Here is a 23,983-nt window from a genome sequence, read left to right as displayed (position 1 = left end):
GGGTGGTGTACGAGGGTCGTCGCGTGACTCCTCGTTGGTGAGTCAGGCAGTCAAGGCCGGTGTCACCTCCTCGGTGGACTCGGTGCTGCTGTCGGTGGGCTTGTCGTTGCGGGAGCGGGCCAGAACGTCCAGGCCGAGATAGCGGCGTCCTTCGATCCACTCGTCGTGTTGTTCGGCCAGGACCGCACCGACGAGCCGGATCAGGGCGGTACGATCCGGGAAGATTCCGACCACATCGGTTCTCCTGCGGATTTCCTTATTGAGGCGCTCCTGCGGATTGTTGCTCCAGATCTGTTTCCAAATCTGTTTGGGAAATGCGGTGAACGCCAACAGGTCCGGTCGTGCTGCGTCGAGGTGGTCAGCGACCCTCGGCAACTTCTCCGACAGTGCGCCGATGATTCGATCATATTGGGCATGAACAGAATCCGCGTCGGGTTGGTCGTAGACCGAGTGCAGCAACGTCTTCACCCAAGGCCACGATGCCTTCGGGGTCACCGCCATCAGGTTCGTCGAGTAATGTGACTGTAAGGAATTAATGTGTCGATTCGGGTGTGTCGCCCTCTCGTGGTGGTATGGCGGCGAGGAGGGCGGCGGCGGTGCGGTAGCGGATGGTTGCCGGTGCCGGGGTGTAGCCGTCCTGTTCGAGCAGTGGCCGCACGTCGAGCAGGGCATTGCCGATGGTGCGAGGGCTGACCTGGAACAGTTCGGCCAGGACGGCGCGGTTGCAGAGCTGGCGCATATGCAGAACGGTGGCCAGGACGCGTTCGGCATCGGTGATCTTCTGGAGGAAGATTCCGCCGCGGCCCCCTGGCATGCGTTCGCCGCCGCGTTGGGCGTAGCGGCGTCGCTCGACCATGGCGGCTTGCCGGACGGCGAGGCGTTCGACGAGGTCGCCCAGTTGCCGGCGACTCATGCCGGTCAGAGCCGGATGCGACAGTGCCTCGGGGAGCGGCCGATTCGGTGTCGGGTCGGGTGCCGTGCCGTCACGGAGAAATCCCGCGAGGTCTGCGGCGGTGCTGAAGCGAAGCCCGATGATCGGGGTGACGTGATAGCCGTGTTCGTCGAGCAGCATCCGCGTTTCGGCGATGATTTCGCCGATGGAGTTCGGATTCACCCCGAGCAGATCCGAGAGCACCCGCTGAGGGCAGACCTGCCGCAGATACACGACGGTGATCAGCAGGGCCGCGGCGTCCGACAGCAGCCGTCGCCCGCCGGCACCCGGGGCATTGCGGCGCCGGCCGCCGCGTTGGTGCCAGCGGCGTTGCTCGGCGCGCGCGGCCTGGGCCGGTGCCAGCCGTGCGGTGAGTTCGTCCAGCTCGGCGCCAGTCATGCCGGTCAGGCGCGGGTCGGCGAGCATCGCGACGGCCGCGGCACGCTCGCCTTCCCGGTCCCGGCCGGGAACCGGAGCGGCGTCGGCGTGAGTGGGTTCGATGGTGTAGTTCCACGTTCCGCACTGGGCGTGCGGGCGGATGGGCAACGCGCGCAACTCGTCTCGACCAACCGAGATCCCGATCGGGTAGTCGCCGGTGTCCAGCTCGGCGTCCACGCGCAGCCCGGTGCGGGTGCGGGTGGAGGCGATGGTCTTGACCACGACCTCGTGGCTGGTCAGCGGCCGCCCCCGCCAGTTCATGGTGATCTGGGAGAACAACCGGTGCTCGATCTTGTTCCACTTCGAGGTGCCGGGCGGGAAATGGCAGACCGTGATCGCCAACCCGGTCTCGGCTGCCAGCGCGGCCAATTCGGCCTTCCACAACCGGTACCGGTAGCTGTTGGAGCCACCGGCGTCGGCGGTGATCAGCAGCCGGCGCGCGTGCGGGTAGTCGGCGGCGCCGCGGGCCTGCCACCAGCGGCGGATGGAGGCGACCGCGAACGCGGCGGTGTCGTGGTCGACGCCGACATTGACCCAACCGGCGTCGGTGGTCAAGTCGTAGACGCCGTACGGGATGGCCCGTTCCGCATTCGGTCCGGTGAAGAAGCTGTGATCGACCACCCGCACCGGATCGCCCTGCGGGCGCCACTCGCGCCCCGGGGTGGGCAGCTGGCCGAGTTGTTCCTTCTTCTTCGAATCGACGCTGATCACCGGCTCGCCCGCGTCCTGGTGCGCCTTGACCTGCTCGTTGATGTAGCGGAACTGCACGTCCCGGTCCGGGTGCTGCTCGCCTTCCAACGTCTTGGCGTTGGCCTGCAAACTGAATCCGTTGTCCCGCAACAATCGTCCCACCGTCGGTGCGGACACCGGATGGCCCTGCCGGGTCAGCTCCTCGGCCAGGTGTCGCAGCGACTTGGTCGTCCACCGCAACGGAGACTCCGGATCCCCACGCTCATCCGGCTCAACCAGCGCCAACAACGCAGGCACCAGCTGCGGATTCAGCGCGTCCGCACCCTTGCGGCCCCCACCCGGACGGCGGACCCGACCCGTCGGTGCCGGATGCTCGCCGGCCTCCAACTCGAACACGCCCCTGCGAACCGTGGTCTCGCTGACACCGACCGCCCGGGCCACCGCCCGCACCCCGCCATGACCCAGCGACCGGGCCTCCGCCGCCAACGCCAAACGCCGCTGACGCTCGTTCAGATGCGGCAACAAGACCTCGAACCGCTCCCGCAACCGCCCGTCGACCTCGCTCACAACCGCCCTACCGCACCGACCCGACTCAAACCGCAAAACACCATGTTATTACCTTACAGTCACAACGCCGATTCTGTTCATGCTCAATATGATCGGGTGATCGACGCCTTGTCGGAGAAGCTGCCAAAGGTAGCCGATCATCTCGACTCCGCGCGGGCCGACCTCCTCGCCTTCACGGCCTTCCCGAAGCAGATCTGGCGGCAGATCTGGTCAAACAATCCCCAGGAGAGACTGAACAAGGAGATCCGCCGCAGAACCGATGTCGTCGGGATCTTCCCCGATCGCACCGCCCTCATCCGGCTCGTCGGAGCCGTCCTCGCCGAGCAGCACGACGAGTGGATCGAAGCCCGCCGCTATCTCGGCCTCGACGTGCTCGCCCGCTCCCGCGGCACCCACGCAACACCCGAACCTACCGAGGAGGTGACGCCGGCGGCTCTGACCGCATAACCACCCCACGAGGAGTCACGCGACACTTCGTACACCACCTCACGGGACTTGACCTGGAAAGAGCATGCCCAAATCCGGGGCCACCTCCCCGGACGAACTCGTCTCGTCGGGGCGCCTCTCGACGTGTGAGTTCGACCTTGGCAGCAATACGAGAGGATCTAGCTGCGCAGTGAAATCCGGCCAGTCGGAATGCCGGCGTCGCCACGCCTAGCTTTTAGAATTCTGTTTATAGTAATCTGGAGGTTCTGCGGTCGAAGGCGCAGTGGAAACGTACTCAGCTTCATAGGGGGAGGGCACATGGCCGAGAAAATTTCATCCCAGGCCCGGAACTTCGATGATCCTCCGGGGACAGTCACCGACTTCGTGACCGAGCGGATCCGGGATCGGATCGTGCTCGGCATGCTTCAACCCGGGGAGAAGCTGTCCGTCTACTCCCTCGCGGACGAATTGGGGGTCAGCAGGGTACCGCTCCGTGAGGCGGTTCGCCAGCTCGAAGCGGAGTCGCTCGTCGACAACCTGCCGCGACGAGGAACGGTGGTGCGCCCGCTCAGTGTCGCGGACGTGACCGACGCATTCCAAATCCTCGACCTGATCGAGGTGATTGCCGCACAACGGGCGGCCTCGGCGAGTGACAACGCCGCCGCCAAGGAGATGCGTTACTGGTTCGACGAGATGCAATCGCTGGCCGAGCGCGGGGTGCCCCAGGTCTCGGTGGAGATGCTCCACGCGCATCGCGCCTTTCATTTCGCGTTGTTCAAGGGGGCGGGCGAAGGCGTACTGCAACGGCATCTCTGCATGCTCTGGAACACCTGCGAACGGTACGTGATCAACAGCCGGACCGAGGGAAGGCAGGCGGCCGCGACGGCAGAGCATGCCGAGATCCTTGCGCGTATCGAAGCGAAAGATCCCGATGGAGCAGCGGAATCGCTGAGAAAGCACGTCCATGCGGCCCTGGCCGGGACGATGGACTATCTTGCCAGCCGCGAGATCGTCACCAAGCCTTAGCTGCGTTAGACACGGGAATCTGCGGCGACGCGAGAACGCAATTGAAAGTGGTCGTCTTGAGACAGACCAATCCCGTAGACCTGATTGTCGAGACCACCGAAGCGATCGGCTTACCGGGCACCGAAACGTTTCGAAGTCGCCAATACTTTCGCCCTTGCCGGGACGGTATGTGATGGTACGTCGCCTGACTTTGCAGGTCTCGCCTAATCCGAAAACATGAGGCGGGCACCAGAAATGATCTGGCTTGTCTGGATAGGAATGCTTCTCGTTACCGTTGCAGCGGTCGCGCTGGCCGCGTACCGGGCCGCGACCGCACGGGCAATGTGGCTACTTGCGGCGGGAGCGTTTACCGGCTTCGTGGCATGGCCAAGCGACTCGCCGGTAGAGTACGCCGCCGCCGGCGCAATCCCCGTGACTCTCGCGCTTGCCTATATCGCCAAACCGCCGAAGATCGGCAACGACGAGAATGAGTCGAATACGTGAGTGGTCAGTGCTTTTCGTCGGCAAGCCCGTCCAGAAACTGAGTTGCAGCGGTGAGTGGCACGTTTATCAGCGACAGGCGACGAGAACGAAATCCGCGATCGGCCCCCTGGGCTTACCAGCAACGCTATGGGCGGCGCATTCGACGAGAATGAGCTTCCCCCGCTTTCCCGGAGAATTCCGAGCCAGGTTTGATCCTGGGTGATTGAGGAGGATGTCACTGTTGGAACGAGGAAGTATCCGCCGGAGTTGCGTGAGCGTGCGGTGCGGTTGTACCGGGAGCCCGAGCCGAGGCCGGTGGTCCGGCGGCTGGCCGAGCAGCTGAACGTGCACCCGGAGGCGCTGCGGAACTGGATCCGCCAGGCCGAGGCCGATCAGGGCGAGCGCGACGACCGTCCGGCGACGTCGATGCTGGAGGAGAACCGACTCGACAACGCGGACGCGAAATACGCCGTCGTCGTCAAGTACCTGCTCACCGCCGCCGCGATCGCCGTGCTCTACGGGGAACGCGCCTCGATCTCCGGCGCCGAGGTCGGCTGCCAAGGTGAGGTCGGTTCCGCGTGCTCGATGGCCGCCGGCGCCCTCGCCGAACTGCTCGGTGCCACGCCCGCGCAGGTCGAGAACGCCGCCGAAATCGGTATCGAACACAACCTCGGCCTGACCTGCGACCCGATCGGTGGACTAGTGCAAATTCCGTGCATCGAACGCAACGACATCGCCTCCGTGAAAGCCGTGAACGCCGCGAAGCTAGCCCTGTACGGCGACGGCAACCACCGTGTCTCCCTCGACCAAGCGATCGAGACCATGCGCCAGACCGGCATGGACATGCTCGCCAAGTACAAGGAAACCTCCCAGGGCGGGCTCGCGGTCAACGTTCCCGAGTGCTGACTCGTTGCCGTTGCAACCCGTTCCGACTCCCATACCGGATCGGAGGGAAGACCGGCGTACTGTCAGCCCGAGGGTGGGAAGGCGACGCCGAGCGCCGGGCACCCGCCGCCGAACGAACCGTCCCACCCGCAGGAAACGATGAATTGTCCTGATGGCGGAGCACATCGCAGGCTGCACCGCGGTGATCGTTCATTCCCCAGGAACCTGCCGTAGCTGATTATGCACTCGATCGGCACCCAGAAGTTCAGTATTTTGTCCGCACAATGACGGATTCGCACCGAACACCGGTCCCGGCACTCTTGAACTCATCGCAGTGGCATACGTCACTGACCCGCCGATGAAGGGACCAACCCGATGAGATTCATCATGATGAGCGAGTGCGCCACCAACCCCGGCGAGACCCAGCACCGTCGATACCTGGACATGATCGAGGAAGCTGTATTTGCCGAGGAGATGGGCTTCTACGGTTGGGGCACCTCCGAACATCACTTCTTCAATGACATGTGTGTGACGCCGGCGCCTGAGGTCTTGTTCACGGCGGTCGCAATGCGCACCAACCGAATTCGGCTGCGTTACATGAGCCGGTTGATCTCGGCGATCCACCCGATCCTGGTCGCGGAGCAGACCGCGGCCACCGACCTGCTGTCCAACGGGCGCGTCGAGTTGACCACCGCGCGTGGTAACACGCTGCTACAGCTGGACGCGTTCGGCGTCTCGCTCAACGAAACAAGGGGGCGCTCCGAGGAGGCGCTCGAGCTCATCATCCGCGCACTGAGCGACGATACGTTCAGCCACGACGGTCCGCACTGGGGCAAGATCCCGGAGCGCCGGTTGAGCCCCAAGCCGTTCCAGGAGCCGCACCCGCCGCTGTACAAGATCGTGCAGTCCGTGGAGTCCTCCGCCGACGCTCGCCGCAAGGGCCTGGGCATGATCACCTCCGACGTCTACCTGGGCTGGGAGGTGCTGCAGGCAAACCTCGACGCATACAACTCGGTGTCGGATAACGAGGTGTCCCCGGTCGGCCGGTACGCGGTCAAGTCCGCGGCCAGCAGCGTCATGTCGGTGCGCTGCGCGAAGACGACGGATCTGGCGCTCGAGCACGCCGAGGCGGATCTGCTGAAGTTCGCGCAGATGATCATCAACGACGTCTACGTCCAGCTCGCCGAGCGCTCGCCCCAGCAGTACGGCGAATTCTCTCGGATCGGTCAGTTGCGCAAGCACGTCAACGACGCGGAGTGGCTGCGGACCTGCGGCCCGACCGTTCTGGTCGGCGATCCGCAGTACTGCATCGAGCAGGTGCAGAAAACCGCCGACAGCGGCGCGGACGAGATCGTGCTGCGGATCGACGGCGGCACCCACGAGGAGCGGATGGCCACGATCGAGAACCTGGGCCGCTACGTGATCCCGTTCTTCAGCAACCCCGGCAGTGTTGTGCGCAGCGGGCCGGTCGGCATCCTCCCCGGCGACCCCCGGCAGCGGCCGAGCTACGAGACCCCCGACGAACTGGCGGTCTGACAATGGTGGCATTCGCCGAGCATTTGGCCGAGGTCCACCGCAGCGTGGTCCGCGCCATCGAGGAGCGGGATCCGGCGCTGTTCGCATCGTTGTATACCGACGCTGGGACGATGCTCACCCCCGACGGACGTGCTGTGCGCGGGCGCGAGGCGATCGCTGAGGAGTTCGGCAACTGGCTGGCAGCGGGGTTCGTCAAGCAGACGCTCGAGGACGTGAACCTGACCATCGGCGACACCGTCGCCGTCGAGGAAGGAATCGCGATCGGTGAGTTCGTCGAGGGGTCCGAGGTTCGCAGCAACTACATCGTCGTCCACGTCCGCCAGGACGTCGGGTCATGGCTAATGCACCGAGACATGTGGACCCACGTCGGAGCCGACGTGCCAGCGGAGGTGTTGTAGAAGATGTTTACGATCGAGGAGTACGCGTCCTACGACGCCACTGGTCTGGCCGAACTGGTTCGTTCTCGTGAGGTCAAGCCGTCGGAGGTGCACGAGGCCGGCGTGAAAGCCGTGCAGCTGGCCGACGAGCGGTTGCGTGCCTGCGCGGAAGGCCCGTGGGAAACGCCGTTGGACGCAGCCACGGACGGCTTCTTCACCGGAGTTCCCTTCGTGCTGAAGGATCTGCTGTGCCACGCCGCCGGTGTGCCGCTGCATCTGGGTAGCCGCGCGTTGGCCGACGGCATCGTGTTCGACCAGGACTCCGAGCTGATGGCCCGTTTTCGCCGGGCCGGGCTCGCCGCGGTCGCCAGCACGAAGATCCCGGAGTTCGCGTTGACCGCGACAACCGAGCCGCTGCTCGGTGGTGCCGTCCACAATCCGTGGGATCCGACCAAGAGTCCCGGTGGCTCCAGCGGCGGATCGGCGGCAATGGTGGCGTCGGGCGCGGTCCCGATTGCGCACGCCAACGACGGTGCGGGGTCGATCCGGATTCCGGCCGCCCACACCGGAACCGTCGGCCTCAAGCCCAGCCGCGGCCGCGTCCCGATCGGACCGGAGGTGCAGGAGGCCTTCTACGGCAACGTGATCGACTTCGCCATCACCCGAACCGTGCGCGACGCGGCGGGGCTGCTCGACGCGGTACACGGCAATCTGACTGGTGAAAAGTACAGCGCACCGACGCCGGCCCGCCCCTATCGGGACGAGCTGAGCGGACCCAGCGCCCCGCTGCGCATTGCGGTGTGCGCGGACTCCTGGAGCGATCGGGTGGTCCACCCGGAGGTCCTGCGCACGATGGCGTCGACTCTCCAGTTGCTGTCCGATCTCGGGCATCGCGTGGAAGTGGGTGCACCCCAGATTGATTGGGAAGACTTCTTGGCAGCGCTCACCATCACCTACTGTGCGGGGACCGCCGCGGACGTGGTTCCGCTGGGTGAGGCTCTCGGTGTCGGGCTGAGTCCGGACTACTTCGAGGCGACGACGATCGCCGCTGCCGAGGCCGGACGGGCGATGACACCGATGGACTTGGCCCGCGCCTTCGCGACGAACAACAAGGTCAGCCGGCAGCTGGCGACGTTCATGGGCGAGTGGGACATTTTCGTCACACCGACCTCGATCACCCCGCCGCTCGACCTCGGAACGTTCGACGCGAACGACCCGTCGTTTGCCGCGGAGGATTGGGTACGCCACGTCATCGCCCCGCACCCGACGTGCGCTCTGTACAACGTCTCAGGGGCGCCCGCGATCAGTCTTCCCCTGGGCACCACGGACGACGGCCTTCCCGTCGGCGTGCAGTTCGGCGCCGACATCTACCGGGAAGACCTGCTGCTAGGACTCGCGGCTCAGCTGGAGCAAGCGCAACCGTGGGCCGACCGTCGGCCGGCTCTGCACGTCACGAATCTGAAGGAGCCGGTGTGATCATCGTCATCACCGAGAGGGAAATTCAGCTCGATGACCCAGGCACGTTCACCGAGTTGGCGGTCGATGCGGTCGGGCGGTCTCGGGAAACGGCACACGCTGCTGCCGTTTCCGCGGGGGCTGGTGCCGTGGATGGCGATCACCTGTGGATCGACATCGACTTTCTCCGCGGCCTCGGGCCCGGAACCGAGGAGTGGAACGGCAAGTTCGCGGCGATGATCGCCTACGCCGCCGGCAAAGGCTGGACGGACACCGACGACCGGGTCCGGGCCCATATCCGGTGGAGCTGACTCACTCCGGCGACATCGGAGGGAGCCCGGGACGCACCCGAGACCACCGCGGTGTGACCACACGCGCCGACGGCGGCGTACCGCCCGAGCAGTACTCGGGCCCGAACGACGATGGGCAGGCCATGCACGACTACGGAGCGTTCACCTTCGCGTCCAAGACCGAGGTGCTCGAGAAGTCCAAGCGCTTCTGGAATCCGGGCAAAACTCAGTTCTGGACCGATTCCGGCGTCGATCTGGTGATCGACCGCCGCGAGGGCTATTTCCTGTGGGACATGAGCGGACGCCGCCTCATCGACGTTCACCTCAACGGCGGCACCTACAACCTCGGTCACCGCAACCCGGAGGTCGTCGCCGCGGTGTCGGATGCGTTGAACCGATTCGACGTCGGAAATCACCATTTTCCGTCGGTGGCACGCACCGCGCTCGCCGAGGCGCTGATCGCCACGGCGCCGGAGGGGTTGACGAAGGTCGCCTACGGTTCCGGTGGCGGCGAGGCGATCGACATCGCACTCAAAAGCGCCCGGCATGCGACCGGCAAGCGCAAGATCGTCTCGATCGTCAAGGCCTACCACGGGCATACCGGCTTGGCGCTGGCCACCGGCGATGACCGGTTCGCGAAGATCTTCCTCTCCGACCGCCCCGACGAATTCGTCCAGGTGCCGTTCGGCGACCTGGGCGCGATGGAGCGGGCGCTGACCGGACGCGACGTCGCCGCCGTGATCATGGAGACCATCCCGGCCACGTACGGATTCCCGCTGCCGGAGCCGGGATACCTCGAAGCGGTCAAGGCGCTCACCGAAACCTACGACGCGCTCTACATTGCCGACGAGGTGCAGACCGGGCTGATGCGCACCGGCGAGCTGTGGGCGATCACCAAGCACGGAATCCGGCCCGACATCCTGGTCACCGGCAAAGGCCTGTCCGGGGGCATCTACCCGATCACCGCTGCGCTGCTGAGCGATCGCGCAGCGCAATGGCTCGACCAGGATGGCTTCGCGCACATCTCCACTTTCGGTGGCGCAGAGCTCGGCTGCATCGCAGCGTTGAAGACACTGGAGATCAGCACCCGCCCCGAAGTCCGGTCGATGGTGCACTACATCGCCGACCTGATGAGCCAAGGTCTGGAACGCATTCGCAGCCAGTACCCGGATTGGTTGGTGGGAATCCGCCAGAACGGCGTCGTGCTCGGACTGGAGTTCGATCATCCCGAGGGCGCCAAGTACGTGATGCGGCACCTGTACGAGCTGGGCGTGTGGGCGATCTTCTCCACGCTCGATCCACGCGTGCTGCAGTTCAAACCGGGGATCTTGATGCCACGCGAACTCTGTGAGGACGTCCTGGACCGCCTCGAGGTGGCCGTCGTACGGGCCCGAGCCGAGGTCGCCAGCACCGATCGGAGAGCAGGATGATGAACACGGCACACGCCGGACACATGCTGGAACGCGCCCGGTGGGCGGCGGCCACGTATGCGACGTACGACGCCGCAGCAGTCGCGGCCATCGTGCAGGCCGTCGCCGAGGCCGGCTACGAGAACGCGCAGCGGTATGCCGATTGGGCGGTCAGCGAAACCGGCATGGGCGTCGTCGAACACAAGCTCCGCAAGAATCGGGCCTGCTCGCGCGGGCTGGTGGAGCACTACCACGGCGAGGACTTCGTTTCGCCGCGGGTGGACACGGCAAACAAGGTTGTCGAATTGCCGACGCCCGCAGGGGTAGTGTTCGCACTCACCCCGACCACCAACCCAGTCGCGACGGTGTACTTCAAAACGCTGCTCAGCCTGATGACCCGCAACGCGGTGGTGATCGCGCCACACCCACGGGCCCAGGAATGCTCCGCACACGCCGCGCATACGCTGGCCGCTGCGGCGGTCGCCGCCGGGGCGCCGGACGGCATCGTCCAGGTGGTCACCGAACCGTCACTCCCGCTGGTCGAAGGGTTGATGGCCGATGAGCGGACCGACGTCATCATCGCCACCGGCGGCACCGGTGTGGTGCGGGCGGCGTACTCGTCGGGTAACCCGGCGCTGGGCGTCGGGCCTGGCAACGTCCCGGTGTTCGTGGACGCGACCGGGGATCTGTCGGCGGCCGCCGGACGGATCGTCGACAGCAAAGCATTCGACAATTCCCTGTTGTGCACCAACGAGTCGGTGCTGATCGCCGAGGAAACCATCGCCGACCGGTTGGAGCGGGAACTGACCCACGCCGGTGCCTACGTACTCGACCCGGAAACAACGAATCGCCTGCGCGACTACATGTTCCCGGACGGGCACTTGAACACCGAGGTGGTCGGCCAGAGCGCAGCCTGGATCGCCGAGCGCGCCGGTTTCCGGGTTACCCCGAAAACCAAGTTGCTGGTGGCACCATTCGATCTGGTGCTGCCCGAAGAGTCGCTCACACACGAAAAGCTCTCACCGGTCATCGGTATGGTCAGAGTCGCCGATGCCCGACGAGGTATCAACGCCGCGCGCGCGGTCACGCGCATCGCCGGTGCCGGGCATTCCGCCGCAATTCACAGCGAGAACCCGGCCACGATCATGGACTTCGCCGCCCGTGTGCCGGTGCTGCGGGTTTCGGTGAACGTCGGAAACAGCACCGGAAGCGCGGGGCTGGACACGAATCTAGCCCCGTCGATGACCATCGGTACCGGATTTGCTGGGCGCAGCTCGGTGGGCGAGAACCTCGAACCCAAGCACCTGCTGAACTGGACACGGATCGCCCACAACGCCGATGCGGCGGTGCCGATGGGAGCGTTCACCGGCCTGAACCCGTGGCGTCACCACGACGGGCCGACGCCGCCGTATCCGGCGCCCTCCAATAATAGAATCGACGTGCAGGTTCCGCCGGTGGAAGCCGTCCCTGGCGCCGCTGGGCAGCGTACCTCCGGCGGCAACAACGACCAAATCAGAGCCGAACTACGGCGCATCGTCGTCGAAGAGCTCTCGCAACTCATCAAGAGGTAACCCGTGGCCGAACTGCGTTCCTTTATCTTCATCGATCGACTGCAGCCCCAGACGATGTCGTATCTGGGCAGCTGGATTCGCGGCGTGCTGCCGCGAGCGAACGTGTCCGCCCAGATCATCGAGGTGGCACCGGGCCTCGACATCGAGGGCGTCACCGACGTCGCACTCAAGAACGCCGAGGTGCAGGCCGGTGTGCTAGTGGTCGAACGGCAGTTCGGCTATCTCGAGTTCCACGGCGAGACCGGCGCAGTGAAAGCCGCAGCAGACGCGGCCCTCGACGCACTGGACCATACCGGTGCCGCGGCGATCGCTCCGACAATCCTGGCCTCGAGAATCATCACCAGCGTCGACCATCAACACGCGTTCCTCATCAACCGCAACAAGATTGGATCGATGGTATTGGCCGGCGAATCGCTGTATGTGCTCGAGGTCCAACCCGCGTCGTACGCGATTTTGGCCACCAACGACGCGGAGAAGGCAGCCGACATCAAGGTGGTCGACTTCCGGATGATCGGCGCCACCGGGCGGGTGTACCTGTCGGGCACCGAGGCCGACGTGCGCCAGGCCGCCGCGGCCGCGCAGGAAGCACTCGGCGGGAGGGCGTTGTGAACGCGGGCATTGCGAGCACTGCGCCGTCACCGGATCTCCGATCCCTGGTGCAGGAGGTGATCCGGGAGGTCGTCGGCGAGATGAGGGGGACACCGACCCGGCCCACCGCGCACCCCGACGGCACCGACCCGACCCCAGCCGCAGCGGCTACCTTCGCCAAACAGATTGGTGTCACACCCACCGGACCGCTCGACGGCGCTGGCCGTCAGCGCACGGAAACCGTGCGAATAAGCAACGAGTCGGATCTGCGATCGTTCGTATTCACCCTGCTCGGGCTGTTCGAAAACCCGAAGATCCGGGCCGATCTCCGGGCCGGACGGCTGAAGTTCGCCCTGACCGGCAGCGCGGCGGCGCACCCAACCGCAGAAGAGGTGCACCGAGTGGATCGCGGTGCGGTGACCGAACGCCAGATCGCGGCCATCGCCGAGGCGGGCGGGCGGTTGGTCCTGGGGCCGGCCGCCGTCCTGACTCCCCTGGCACGCGAGAAGGCACGAACCCTCGGAGTTCCATTCGAAAAGGAGCGCAGATGATTACGGCAACAGTGACCGGCAGCGTCTGGTCGACCCGGCGGATCGAGGGAATACCGGCCGGCGCACTACTCGAGGTCGAGGTCGATGAATCCGGCGCCCGGCTCGTCGCATTCGACGTCCTCGGCACCGGCCTCGGCGAACGGGTGATCGTCGCGCAGGGCTCGATTGCCTCGAACTGGTTCACCGGACCGCCGCCGCCGGTCGACGCACTGATCATCGGATCGATCGATGCCGATCGGGCGTCGTCGCAGACACTCACCACCACGACCACAACCAGCTGACAACCCGTCAGCCGGCAGCACTAGAAGGAGTACACATGTCCAGCACCGCCATCGGCATGATCGAGACCAAGGGATTCGTCGCCGCGCTCGCGGCCGCCGACGCGATGGTCAAGGCCGCCAACGTCATCATCACCGACCGGCAGGAGGTCGGTGACGGCCTGGTGTCAGTGATCGTCACCGGGGAGGTCGGCGCGGTCAAGGCCGCCACCGAAGCCGGCGCGGAAACTGCGACACAGGTCGGCGAGTTGGTCAGCGTGCACGTCATCCCGCGCCCGCACACCGAACTCGGCGGCCATTTCTCGGTGGCGTCGAAGTAGTCCCGCCGACTCGGCGGACAAGCAGAAGGAACAACAGTGGGCGAAGCACACACTGACACCGACATCCGGGTCTACCTCATGGTCAATGACCTGCAACGGCAGTTCGCCGCCTACATGGGAACCCCGACCCGAGCACGCGGGTACCCCCCGTACGAGGGTGACCACGCGTTGATCGTCGAGGTCTCCCCGGCGCTGGCGATCGAGCGGGTGATCGATCTCGCGTTGCGAGCCGTCCCCGCAGTTCAGCCCGGAATCCTCTACGTGGAACGGCAATTCGGCGTCCTCGAAATCCATTCCCAAGATCTCGACGACGTCGTCCGCGCCGGTGAGGCAATCCTCGCCGGCACCGGCAACAAGGCCAACGACCAGCTGCGCCCGCGCGTGCTGTACCACGACGTCATCGAAAACATCACCGACCAGCACACCGTGATCCTCAACCGAAATCGGCAGGCATCGATGGTGATGCCGGATGAATCGCTGCTCGTCTACGAGATGACTCCGGCGCTGTTCGCCGCGGTCGCGGCCAACGAGGCGGAGCGGGTCTCTCCCGGCATCACGCTGGTCGACGTGCAGATGATCGGCGCGGCCGGACGTCTCTACATCAGCGGGACCACCGAGGACGTGACCCTTGCCCGCGACCGGATAACGAAGGTCCTGGACGGCATCGAGGGCCGCGAACACGGCTGAGGCGTTGGCAACGAAGTGAGGTGATGTGATGTCAACAAGAGAAACCGGTGCACGCGAGGACGAAGTCGCGACGCGAGCGCTGGGGAAGTACGAGTTCTCCGCGGACGCGGCGTGCCGGATGATCAACCTCTCCGAGAACGCCACATATCTGATCGACGACGCCCCGACCGGCCGCGGCGGCATCCTGCGGGTGCACCGGGAGGACTACCACAGCCGGGGCGCGATCGAATCGGAGCTGGACTGGCTGGCCGCATTGCGGGCCGGTGCGGGCGTGCACGCGCCGCGCGTGATTCGCGCTCGCGACGGCCGGCGTGTCGTCACGACGCGGGTCGACGGGCGCGCCCGTCACGCCGTGTTGTTCGAAACCATGGGTGGGCTCGAACCGGACGAGACCCAAGTCGGTCCCGACGACTTCCGGACACTTGGGGCGATCACCGCGCGGCTACACCGGCACGCCAAGAGCTGGACGCAACCCCCCGGCTTCACCCGCTTCGCCTGGGACTGGGAACACAGTCTCGGTGACACCCCGCGGTGGGGCCGATGGCAGGACGGCGGTGGGATCGGGCCGGCCGAGATCGCGCAGCTGACCCCGGCCGTGGAACTGATGCGGCACCGCCTCGAGATCTATGGCCGCGGACCGGACCGGTTCGGACTAATCCACGCCGATCTGCGGTTGGCCAACCTGCTCATCGAGCCGTCCCGGGTCAACGTCATCGACTTCGACGACTGCGGATACGGCTGGTATCTCTACGACTTCGGCACAGCGGTGTCGTTCATCGAGGACGATCCCGCGCTCGGCGAATGGCAGGCAGCCTGGATCGACGGCTACCGCGGGTATGCGGAACTGACCGACGCCGACGAGCAGATGTTGGCCACCTTCGTGCTGTTGCGCCGGATGATGCTCGTCGCGTGGATGGGATCGCACGCGCATTCACGCGAATCACAGACAAAAAGCGCGAGTTTCGCCGCTGGAACCTGCGAGATCACGCAGCGCTATCTCGACTCCGGCGGCCGCACCATCTGTTAGTTAAACGTTTGTCCAACCAGGCGAGGAAGCCATGTTTACATCGATCGAGGGTCGCTCCGTTATCGTCACCGGCGGCAGCAAGGGAATCGGGCGAGGCATCGCGCGGGTGTTCGCCTCCGCCGGTGCCAACGTCTTGATCACCGCCCGTGACGACGACGCATTATCCACCGCCGCGGTCGAGTTGAGTGGCCTGCGCGGAAAGGTGACCACCCTGTCGGTCGATGTCGCCGATCCCGCGGCGTGCCGGGAGATGGTGGACGTCGCAGTCGAGCGGCACGGTGGACTCGATGTGATGTGCGCAAACGCTGGGGTGTTTCCCTCCTGCCGGCTCGAGGACCTCGGCCCGGCCGACCTCGACGGCGTGTTGGACGTCAACTTCAAGGGGACCGTCTACTCGGTGCAGGCGGCCCTTCCTGCGCTGACTGCCTCCGGCCGCGGGCGCATCGTCATCACCTCCTCGATCACCGGGCCCATCACCGGCTACCCCGGTTGGTCGCACTACGGCGCGAGCAAGGCAGCCCAGCTCGGCTTCGTCCGCACGGCGGCGATGGAACTGGCCAGACGCAAGATCACCATCAACGCCGTGCTGCCGGGCAACATCAAGACCGAGGGTCTCGACGGCATGGGCCAGCAGTATCTCGACCGGATGGCCGCCGCGGTGCCACAAGGCAGGCTCGGCGCGGTCGCGGATATCGGTAACGCCGCATTGTTCCTCGCCACCGACGAGGCCGGCTATATCACCGGGCAGACTCTGGTGGTCGACGGCGGTCAGGTGCTGTCCGAATCCGCCGACGCGTTGGACGAGATCTGACTACGAATCGTCCGAACTCGTGGCAATCAATGAGGCGAGCTCCGAGCGCCGCCGCAGGCCACATTTCGCCAGGACGTGCGCGACGTGGGTATCCACGGTGCGCTTGCCGATGATCAGTTCTGCCGCAATTTCCTTGTTCGTCATGCCCTGCGTCACCAGCCGGGCGATTTCCCATTCCCGGGGGGTGAGGCTCTCCAGGGCCGCCGAGGGCTTCGGTGCGGTGGAAACCCGGCCGCGGTCGGGAATGCTCCGGTGCTCGATGGGCACTCGGCCACTCTCCAGGACCCCAACGCGGGCCGCAGGCAGCGCCAAGGTCGCGATCCCGTCGAATCCGAGGCGCGCACCCTTCTCGGTGGAGCGCTTGAAATCACGATCCGTCATATTGGCCTCGATCGTTGCCAGGCACGACTCGCGGTACTCCATCAGTCGATGCAGGCCCATCACCGAAGAACCGCTCGCAGACCAATAGGCGCCCGTCGCCCCCAGCAGCGCCGCCGCCTCCGAGTACTCGCCGTTCTCTGCGGCGATCCACGCGAAGAGTTCACCGACCAGCGCGATACCGAGCTGATCCTCGATGGTCGTCATCCCGGTCAGCGCCGTTGCGGCAATCGCTGCAGCACGTTCGGTGGATCTCTGCATGAATGCGCACAGTGCCTGTACCCAACGGGCCAACGAATTGCACCATTGATCGCCGTAACTATCGCAGATGGCGATACTTTCCCGACAACACTCCTCGGCGAGCTCGAACTCTCGGTAGAGGCAATATACCTCGCCGAGGTGATGCAGAAACAGGGCGGTGGCCAGCTGATCGCCGCGCTGCTTCGCGTCGGCTATCGCCGTTGTATAGAGCTCGACGCCAGCCGCGTAATCGTCCTGGAAGCACCGCACCGCGCCCAACAGTGCTCGCCCAAACGATGCCGCTCGGGCATCACCTTGTCGAGCGGCTTCCGAGAGGCACTCCTGTAGCCGAGCTTCCGCGCCGGTGACCTCACCGGTGATCAACAGATTCCACCCGAGGACCCAAAGCGCTCGTGCCGAATACGGTATGCCGAAGTCGTGCAAGCGATTCCATGCGTGTTCGGACCACAGCCGGCCTTCCTTCAGGTGCCCGCAACCGAGCCAATAGAACCAGAGGTCGGCCACCATGGTGGTGGCCGTCCCGGAGCGTTCGGGAGTTTCGAGCGCCCAGTCGAATGCGGCGCGCATGTTCGAAATCTCGCTCGCCACAATCGACCGCGACCGGAACTGATTCGGACCGAACCAGTCACCCTCCGCCCGCGCGGCCAGCGCGGCATAGTAATGCAGGTGGCGCTCACGCAGATCTGCCGGCGAAGCGGAAAGTTCGAAGGAGCCGGCGTCGCGTTCGAGCATCAACTGGCCGAACTCGCGAATCGTGTCCAGCATTTGAAATCGAATCGTATCTCTCGATCGCCGACGCGTCAGGATCGATTGCTGAACGAGACCCTCCACGACATCTCCGACATCCGCCGTCGGTCCTAGTTCGCTGATATGTCGGACGGCATCCAGCCCGGCGGAGCCGACAAATACCGAGAACTGCGCCCACAGTGACTTCTCCGCGACGCTGCACTGATCCCAGGTCCACTCCAGCAGTGTCCACAGGCTGCGATGCCTGGGATGCATATCGCGGGGTCCACCTTTGAGCAGCCCGAAGCGATCGGTCAGCCGCTGGCTGATCTCCTGAATTGGCATCGTCCGGGTTCGCAACGCGGCCAACTCGATTGCCAATGGCAACCCGTCAAGTCGGATGCACAATTGAACGACATCGTTTTCCGCCCGGGAGTCGTACTCCCAGCCGCCAACTGCCTGTGCCCGATCGCGAAAGAGGGTCACCGCGTCGTTGAGCACCTCCGATTGCGCACCCTGATCGGTATCGGGGATGAACGGGTGAACGTTCAGCACATATTCCGCGCTGATGTCGAGCGGTGTGCGTGATGTCGCGAGTATCTTCACCTCCGGACACTGCGCCAAGAGATGTGCTGCAGTATCGGCGATTTCTTCGGTGAGTTTGTCGCAGTTGTCGAGTATCAGCATTAGATTCTTGTCTCGGAGTTGCTCGACCAACGAGAGCACAGTTGCAGGACCCGGCGTGGAGTCCTGGATCGCCTGCTGGATGAACTTGCCGTCCTGAACGAAATTGAAATCGGTCAGCCACACGCCATCCCGGAACGCGCGCTGGATTGCCAGCCCGGCCGATCTGGCAAGGCGGGACTTTCCCACCCCACCGATGCCGGTCAGCGTCAGCAGCCGCGTCTTGCGCAGCAGTGTCCTGATCTCCCGAGTTTCTTGACCGCGTCCGACGAAGCTCGTGACGTCGGCCGAAATGTTGTGCCGGGCGGTTCTGGGGATCGTGGCCGCGCCCAATCCGGTTGCTCCGAGATTTCGGGACTGCTCGGTGGCGAGTGCGGTGGGCATCGCCATTTCGTTCACCGCCAACCCCTTGCGACGTTGCACGGCACGCAGCTCCTCGCCGTATTCGGTGGTACTTGTCGGGCGGTCCTTGGGGTCCTGCGCCATTGCCCGTTCGATGACCGCGGCAATGTCGGAGGGGAGGTCGTAGTCGTGCAGGGACGGAATCGGTTCGTTTGTGATGCGGAGGAATTGCGCAACAACATCTTCGCCGCTGCGCCGTTCGAACGCGGCGTGGCCGGTGATCGCGCAGAACAGGGTGGCGCCGAGTCCGTAGAGGTCGGAAGCGACGCTTGCCGGTTCGCCGCGGAGCACTTCGGGTGCGGTGAATGCCGGGGAGCCGAGGATGATCCCGGCGGCGGTCTCCACTCCGCCGGTGATTCGCGCTATGCCGAAGTCGGTCAGTTCGGGATCGCCGTATTCGGTGAGCAGGATGTTGCCGGGTTTGACATCGCGATGCAGGATGTCGATGCGGTGTGCGGCGGCGAGCGCACCAGCAATCTTTACACCCAGCCGCAGCGCGTCGGCCCAGCCGATCGGGCCATGCTCGCGAATGTGCGTTTCGAGCGATTCGTGGCGATGGTAGGGCATCACGATGTAGGGCCGTCCGCTCCCGGTCGCGCCGGTGTGCAGGATTGTGACGATATTGGGGTGCCCGGAGAGCCGGCCCATCGCGTGCTGTTCTTCGATGAACCGTCGAAAGTTCTCTTCGTCGAGGTCCGCGGTCAGTACCTTGACCGCCACCGTGCGTTCGAGTGCGGGCTGCTCGCAGCGGTAGACGACACCGAACCCGCCATGCGCAATCTCGTGAGCATCCTGGAATCCTTCGGCAGCCAACTCGGCGGCAACATCTACCGCGGGCGCGCGCTGGGTGGCCAGCGGGTCGACTTCAGCCATTGGCCGTCCCAAACTCGGCGAACACGTGCATCGATGGACGAATCCTGTCACTCAAGTCTATCTCGGGACGGGGCGATACCGTGGCGCCGACTCACCAGCGCGCCGACCGGCCGTGCGTCAACCTGCTGAGCGGAGGCTGCCCTCGTCCTCGAACACCCAGCCCGGGATGCAGAACGAAACCTTGAAGCCTGCCTGCTCGAGGTGAGCAGCGACCTCTGCGCGGAGTTGATGTGGAATCGGTGGGTTGCCGGCCATGCGGATCACCGCGCCGTCGGCGACGCCCGTCGTCACGGCATCCGCGATCAGCCCTGCCAACAACCGCGGCGACGCAGGGAAAGGGATCGCCGACTGATTCGCGGACTCGGGCTTTCCGGTCGTATCGATCCGAAGCAGGGTCAGCGGAGTGCTTGTGTCGGGTTCCTGGCGCAGCCTGCTTGTCAGTACCGCCGCTTCCCGCAAATTATCGGCGCCCAACAGGTGCGGCTTCAGCTCGCCAGCTGCGGCGGTCGGTGTGAACATCGGCTGGGCACCGCGTCGCGTCACGAACAGGGTCACCCGCTTGGCTGCGGTTGACGGACTAGGCATGGCGAACTCCGGCGAACTTGCTTCGGAAGAACAGCAGCGGTGCACGGTCGGTGTCGCTCGAGATCGATTGCAGCGCCAGCAGCACCAGGAAGTGATCACCGGCTTGTATGGGCTCGCTGGGTGTGGCCTCAAACCAGGCCGCGGCTTCATCGATGACGACCGCACCGGACTCGGCAACCGAATAATCGATGTCGTCGAAGCGGCTGTCTGCTTCACCCATCGATAGCTGTTTTCCGCAGGCTGCCTGTGGTTCGGCCAGAATGCTTGCCCCGATCACCGCTGCCTTGCTGAGTACCGGCCACGTGCTGGATTCGCTTCGAATCGACACGACCACCAGCGGTGGATCCAACGACACGTTGGTGAACGAGCTCACCGCCATGCCGATGGGTGCTCCGTCGACCATGGCGGCGAGAGCGAGTACACCGCTGGGCATCCCGCCGTAGAACGACCGCAATGCACGCTGGTCAAAGGAATCGGTGGTCGGCGAGGTCAGTGTTTCGGTGGTCGTCATTTCGCTGCGCTTTCGTCGAGTGCAAGGACACTTCGCTGCTGATGAATCGAGTCTGTGACATAGACAACAGCAGGTAATCGGTCGGAATACCGATCTCGATACGGATTCGCCCTCAAACTCGGTATGCGCTCCGCAGTATGACCGATCCGCCGCGGCATCTAGCGTCGCCATGCTTGAACGCCATGACGACGATCTTCGTCGCCACCACATCGGTCACCACCCCAAGGATGGCGTAACGCATGAGTCCAATCGATACCGCAGTTCACACCCCGGCCAGGTCCGGCGTCATCACCCGTGTCGCCGCCGGCATGCTCCCGATTGCGAGCGCCGCGGCGGTCTGGGTCGCCTTGCTCGGACCGGCATGGACGTATGTCCTGGCGCAGCCACAAGCCAACGTCCCGGCCGCGGAGCTGTCGTTTACCGCGCTCGCCGCCGCCGCTGCCGAAAGCACCTCCTCGGTGCAGGTGGCCTATTTCAGCTGGCTCGCGTGGGCCTTCGCGGTGGTCACGACGGCATTGATGATCCTGCTCGCGATAACCCGACACCGCCTGATCGCCGCGCTGTCCGTGGTTGCCGGTGCGTTCCAGTTGGTGGTGACAGTATTGGCGGTCAAGGGCCCGCTGCCTTGGTCGGTGTTCTTCGAGGGGCTGCCCAACATCCGCATCGGCGCGGTGCTTGCGTTGTCAGCAATTGCCCTGCTGATCGCGGGCGGCGTGTTTGTCCTGACCGCGACCAAGCCCAGCCGCAGTCCAATTGGGAAGTAAGGGCCCGTAGTAAATCAAGTCAGTGGGGTTCGGGTGTGTCGCGTGTCGGGTGGAGGATGTAGTTCCAATCGCCGTGCCAGATGTCGCGGGAGATTGGGAGTTCTTTCATCTCTTTGTCGCGACCATTTCCGCGTCGGCGACCACCGAATCCTTCGCCGTGTGCGGCATGGAACCTTGCCCGCCGACACCCGCACGGTGACGGACAGAACGTGGGAGGCCGAGAGCACTGGGCCGGGCCTATGCAGAACAGCCCAGTGGGCAATTTGCTCGAGAACACGTCCTGGTCGTAGACGAAGCCGGCGCGGCGACCGCTCGCGTCGAGAACACCTTCCGTGATCATCGCTGCGGTGCCGTCCCAAGCCCCCCTTCCCGTGGCTGGAAAAAGACCACGTGACCCGCGACCCGATCCCGGTGTCGCGATAGCAGATGCGCGGCACCAATCAACGCGACGGTGTGCAGGTCATGCCCCCTGCATGCATGCTTGGCACCGTTGTCGATGCGAACCCCGTTGTTCGTCTGCTCTTCGATCGGCAGAGCCTCCATGTCGGCACGCGACAGCACCGTGGCAGGCTCGGTTGGGTTCCGGCGGTCGCCGCGTACCACAGCAGTCACCGAAGACAGCGACTCGCCGATCGAGATCTCGACTGGCGCACCTGGACACGCTGCTGGGTGCGCTGCAGGTTGAGTGCCACCCCCGGCTCGCGGTGCAGCCTGCGGCGCAGGTCGACCAGAACATCCTGCATCGCGTCGGCGTCGGCCTTGAGGCTCGTGTAGCCATCTGTCTTGGGTTGGTGGGCGCCGTCCCAAGCCAGTGCGCCCAGGGAACGCACTCAAGTGCTCGCGCGGTCAAACTCCGGAGCCTGCGTCTGATGGATCAGCCAAATGCCATGGTTCAAGGTTGTGGGCTTAACCGACCCGTTCGACACCGCAAGGGCTGTCCGAACCGCCCGAGAATGCGTGCATCGGTCTTGGCTGAGCCCTCCCCGTGATTCGGTATCGACTCCGCACAATGACGGATTCGCGGGCCCTCAGTCGTCGTCATGCTTGAACCCGAACAGCAATTCAGCGGTCGGGCTCGGTTAAAAATTACGAAGCGAAAGAGAAACCCATGACTCGAGAACTGTCGGATACGAGAGCGGTTGCGGCGGATCGGAAAGCTGTGTTCGCCGCTGTGGATGCGTTGCGCGACGACATGATCTCGGTGCTGTCCGACGTCATCTCGATTCCCAGCGTGAACCCGAAGTATCCCGGTCAGTCCTACGACGACGTCGTCGGCTCCGAGGGCCGGGTCAGTGACCTGCTCGGGGAGATCTATCAGGATGCCGGAGCAGAGGTCGAGAAATGGGCCGTTGAACCTGGGCGGACAAACGCGGTCGGAACCATCTCCGGCACCGGCGGTGGCAAGTCGCTGATCTTCAACGGCCACGTCGATGTTGTGCCGCCGGGCAACGCCGACCGCTGGACCTCCGGCGATCCGTTCTCCGGCCGCATCGACGACGACCGGGTCTGGGGTCGTGGCGCGAGCGACATGAAGGCCGGACTGGTGGCGCAGGCGTTCGCGGTCAAAGCCCTTGCTCGCGCAGGAGTTCGGCTGCAAGGGGATCTGATCGTCGAGGCCGTCGTGGGCGAGGAGGTGATGGACCACGAGTGCGGAGTCTCGTCGACCCTGGAGCATGGCTACCGCGCCGATGCCGCGGTGGTCGCCGAGCCGAGTGGCCCAACCACTCTCGGAGTCATTCCGGTGACCCCCGGGCTGTTGTGGTTCTCGGTCACCGTCGGCGGCAAGACCACGCATTCCTCGATGCGCGGTCAGACGATCCGCGCCGGCGGCGGCGGGTCCAGTGTCGGCGTCAACGCCATCGACAAGGGCATGCTCGTCTTCCAGGCACTGCAGCGACTGGAAGAGGAGTGGGCGTTCACCAAGACCCACCCGCTGTTCGCGCCCGGACACTTCACCATTCACCCCGGCGTGGTTACCGGCGGACCACACGGGGTTCTGGTGCCGTTCTTCCTTTCCGAGTACATGACGATCGAGTACTGCGTGTGGTACCCGCCGCAGGACGACCCAGAGAACGTGAAACGTGAGATTGAAGCACAGATCGACGCGATAGCGCGGACGGATGGCTGGCTCCGCGAGCATCCACCCGCAGTCGAATGGAAACTCAACTGGCCCGCCAACAACCCCGGTGAGGCGGCCGCCGACATCACCGCCGCCGTGTCAGCAGCCCACGTCGCGGCCGCCGGCAACACCCCGTATGCGGGCCCGGCAACCGTCGCCGGGTTCTGCGCCGTCGAGGACTGCTCGTTCCTCACCAACGCCGGAGTCCCCGCAATCAGCTACGGACCCGGTGACCTGCGCGTTTCGCACGCCGACGACGAGTATTGCCTGATCGACGAAGTGCACACCGCTGCCAAGACTTACGCCGCCCTCGCCCTCGACTGGTGCTCGTCGAGCACCGTCTGAACCGGGAGTA

General features: G+C 65.0%; 24 protein-coding genes and 2 pseudogenes. 19 read left to right on the top strand and 7 right to left on the bottom strand.

The window, feature by feature from the left end:
* Positions 1-42: 42 nt before the first annotated feature.
* Positions 43-525 (bottom strand): annotated as a pseudogene (locus AZG88_RS12535) (transposase); the annotation flags it as partial.
* A 7-nt stretch (positions 526-532) separates the two neighbouring features.
* On the bottom strand, positions 533-2,626 hold the full coding sequence (locus AZG88_RS12530) for an ISAzo13-like element ISRop2 family transposase (RefSeq protein ID WP_061697864.1): 2,094 nt from the start codon (positions 2,624-2,626) through the stop codon (positions 533-535).
* A 63-nt stretch (positions 2,627-2,689) separates the two neighbouring features.
* Here AZG88_RS12530 and AZG88_RS12525 point away from each other — a divergent pair.
* The 17 genes and pseudogenes from AZG88_RS12525 to fabG form a co-directional block, all read left to right on the top strand.
* Positions 2,690-3,073: pseudogene (locus AZG88_RS12525) on the top strand (transposase); the annotation flags it as partial.
* Between the two features lie 297 nt (positions 3,074-3,370).
* Entirely contained in the window at positions 3,371-4,078 is a 708-nt protein-coding gene (locus AZG88_RS12520) for a GntR family transcriptional regulator (protein WP_061697862.1), read from the top strand.
* A gap of 234 nt (positions 4,079-4,312) precedes the next feature.
* Positions 4,313-4,561 carry a hypothetical protein gene (locus AZG88_RS12515; protein WP_061697861.1) on the top strand — a complete coding sequence of 83 codons (249 nt, stop codon included), beginning with the start codon at positions 4,313-4,315 and terminating at the stop codon, positions 4,559-4,561.
* A 198-nt stretch (positions 4,562-4,759) separates the two neighbouring features.
* Positions 4,760-5,446, top strand: coding sequence for an L-serine ammonia-lyase, iron-sulfur-dependent, subunit alpha (locus AZG88_RS53530; protein ID WP_156517474.1), 687 nt, complete (start codon positions 4,760-4,762; stop codon positions 5,444-5,446).
* A 354-nt stretch (positions 5,447-5,800) separates the two neighbouring features.
* On the top strand, positions 5,801-6,961 hold the full coding sequence (locus tag AZG88_RS12505) for an LLM class flavin-dependent oxidoreductase (protein WP_061697860.1): 1,161 nt from the start codon (positions 5,801-5,803) through the stop codon (positions 6,959-6,961).
* 2 nt (positions 6,962-6,963) lie between these two features.
* Positions 6,964-7,359, top strand: coding sequence for a YybH family protein (locus tag AZG88_RS12500; RefSeq protein WP_061697859.1), 396 nt, complete (start codon positions 6,964-6,966; stop codon positions 7,357-7,359).
* A gap of 3 nt (positions 7,360-7,362) precedes the next feature.
* Complete coding sequence (locus tag AZG88_RS12495) at positions 7,363-8,814, top strand: amidase (RefSeq protein ID WP_061697858.1); 1,452 nt, start codon at positions 7,363-7,365, stop codon at positions 8,812-8,814.
* On the top strand, positions 8,811-9,104 hold the full coding sequence (locus tag AZG88_RS12490) for a hypothetical protein (protein ID WP_061697857.1): 294 nt from the start codon (positions 8,811-8,813) through the stop codon (positions 9,102-9,104). The genes AZG88_RS12495 and AZG88_RS12490 overlap by 4 nt, the downstream gene beginning before the upstream one ends.
* 122 nt (positions 9,105-9,226) lie before the next feature.
* Positions 9,227-10,513, top strand: coding sequence for a class-III pyridoxal-phosphate-dependent aminotransferase (locus tag AZG88_RS12485; RefSeq protein WP_061697867.1), 1,287 nt, complete (start codon positions 9,227-9,229; stop codon positions 10,511-10,513).
* Positions 10,510-12,063, top strand: a complete 1,554-nt coding sequence (locus AZG88_RS12480) for an aldehyde dehydrogenase family protein (RefSeq protein ID WP_061697856.1) — start codon at positions 10,510-10,512, stop codon at positions 12,061-12,063. Before AZG88_RS12485 ends, AZG88_RS12480 begins: the two co-directional genes overlap by 4 nt.
* Positions 12,064-12,066: 3 nt before the next feature.
* Positions 12,067-12,672, top strand: coding sequence for a BMC domain-containing protein (locus tag AZG88_RS12475; RefSeq protein ID WP_061697855.1), 606 nt, complete (start codon positions 12,067-12,069; stop codon positions 12,670-12,672).
* Entirely contained in the window at positions 12,669-13,202 is a 534-nt protein-coding gene (locus tag AZG88_RS12470) for a hypothetical protein (RefSeq protein ID WP_231913953.1), read from the top strand. Before AZG88_RS12475 ends, AZG88_RS12470 begins: the two co-directional genes overlap by 4 nt.
* Positions 13,199-13,483 (top strand): EutN/CcmL family microcompartment protein, encoded by a 285-nt coding sequence (locus AZG88_RS12465; protein ID WP_061697854.1) that lies wholly within the window; start codon positions 13,199-13,201, stop codon positions 13,481-13,483. Before AZG88_RS12470 ends, AZG88_RS12465 begins: the two co-directional genes overlap by 4 nt.
* A gap of 35 nt (positions 13,484-13,518) precedes the next feature.
* Positions 13,519-13,800: a BMC domain-containing protein gene (locus AZG88_RS12460; protein WP_061697853.1), complete on the top strand. Its 282-nt coding sequence runs from the start codon at positions 13,519-13,521 to the stop codon at positions 13,798-13,800.
* Positions 13,801-13,878: 78 nt separating this feature from the next.
* Positions 13,879-14,487, top strand: coding sequence for a hypothetical protein (locus AZG88_RS12455; protein WP_061697865.1), 609 nt, complete (start codon positions 13,879-13,881; stop codon positions 14,485-14,487).
* Positions 14,488-14,515: 28 nt separating this feature from the next.
* A complete protein-coding gene (locus AZG88_RS12450) occupies positions 14,516-15,514 on the top strand; it encodes a phosphotransferase enzyme family protein (RefSeq protein ID WP_061697852.1) in 999 nt (332 codons plus the stop codon).
* Between the two features lie 31 nt (positions 15,515-15,545).
* Positions 15,546-16,325 carry a 3-oxoacyl-ACP reductase FabG gene (gene fabG / locus AZG88_RS12445; RefSeq protein ID WP_061697851.1) on the top strand — a complete coding sequence of 260 codons (780 nt, stop codon included), beginning with the start codon at positions 15,546-15,548 and terminating at the stop codon, positions 16,323-16,325.
* Here fabG and AZG88_RS12440 read toward each other — a convergent pair whose 3' ends face one another.
* From AZG88_RS12440 to AZG88_RS12430, 3 genes are all read right to left on the bottom strand, one after another.
* A complete protein-coding gene (locus tag AZG88_RS12440) occupies positions 16,326-19,649 on the bottom strand; it encodes a protein kinase domain-containing protein (protein ID WP_061697850.1) in 3,324 nt (1,107 codons plus the stop codon).
* Positions 19,650-19,766: 117 nt separating this feature from the next.
* Complete coding sequence (locus tag AZG88_RS12435; RefSeq protein ID WP_061697849.1) at positions 19,767-20,234, bottom strand: hypothetical protein; 468 nt, start codon at positions 20,232-20,234, stop codon at positions 19,767-19,769.
* Positions 20,227-20,745, bottom strand: a complete 519-nt coding sequence (locus AZG88_RS12430; protein WP_061697848.1) for a flavin reductase family protein — start codon at positions 20,743-20,745, stop codon at positions 20,227-20,229. The genes AZG88_RS12435 and AZG88_RS12430 overlap by 8 nt, the downstream gene beginning before the upstream one ends.
* A 239-nt stretch (positions 20,746-20,984) precedes the next feature.
* On the opposite strand from AZG88_RS12430, the gene AZG88_RS12425 reads away from it, so the two are divergent.
* A complete protein-coding gene (locus AZG88_RS12425; RefSeq protein ID WP_061697847.1) occupies positions 20,985-21,509 on the top strand; it encodes a hypothetical protein in 525 nt (174 codons plus the stop codon).
* A gap of 336 nt (positions 21,510-21,845) precedes the next feature.
* Here AZG88_RS12425 and AZG88_RS55525 read toward each other — a convergent pair whose 3' ends face one another.
* Positions 21,846-22,052: a hypothetical protein gene (locus AZG88_RS55525; protein ID WP_442971713.1), complete on the bottom strand. Its 207-nt coding sequence runs from the start codon at positions 22,050-22,052 to the stop codon at positions 21,846-21,848.
* Positions 22,053-22,117: 65 nt separating this feature from the next.
* The gene (locus tag AZG88_RS12420; protein ID WP_061697846.1) at positions 22,118-22,339 is read right to left on the bottom strand and encodes a hypothetical protein; all 222 of its coding nucleotides are present in this window, start codon (positions 22,337-22,339) and stop codon (positions 22,118-22,120) included.
* A gap of 278 nt (positions 22,340-22,617) precedes the next feature.
* Here AZG88_RS12420 and AZG88_RS12415 point away from each other — a divergent pair, with 278 nt between their 5' ends.
* On the top strand, positions 22,618-23,973 hold the full coding sequence (locus tag AZG88_RS12415; RefSeq protein WP_063886801.1) for a M20 family metallopeptidase: 1,356 nt from the start codon (positions 22,618-22,620) through the stop codon (positions 23,971-23,973).
* Positions 23,974-23,983: the final 10 nt, after the last annotated feature.

The sequence above is a fragment of the Rhodococcus sp. LB1 genome (assembly GCF_001583455.1).
Taxonomy (GTDB): Bacteria; Actinomycetota; Actinomycetes; order Mycobacteriales; family Mycobacteriaceae; genus Rhodococcus_F; species Rhodococcus_F opacus.
Note: the sequence above shows the minus strand (reverse complement) of the source record. Positions and strands in the feature narration are given on the sequence as shown.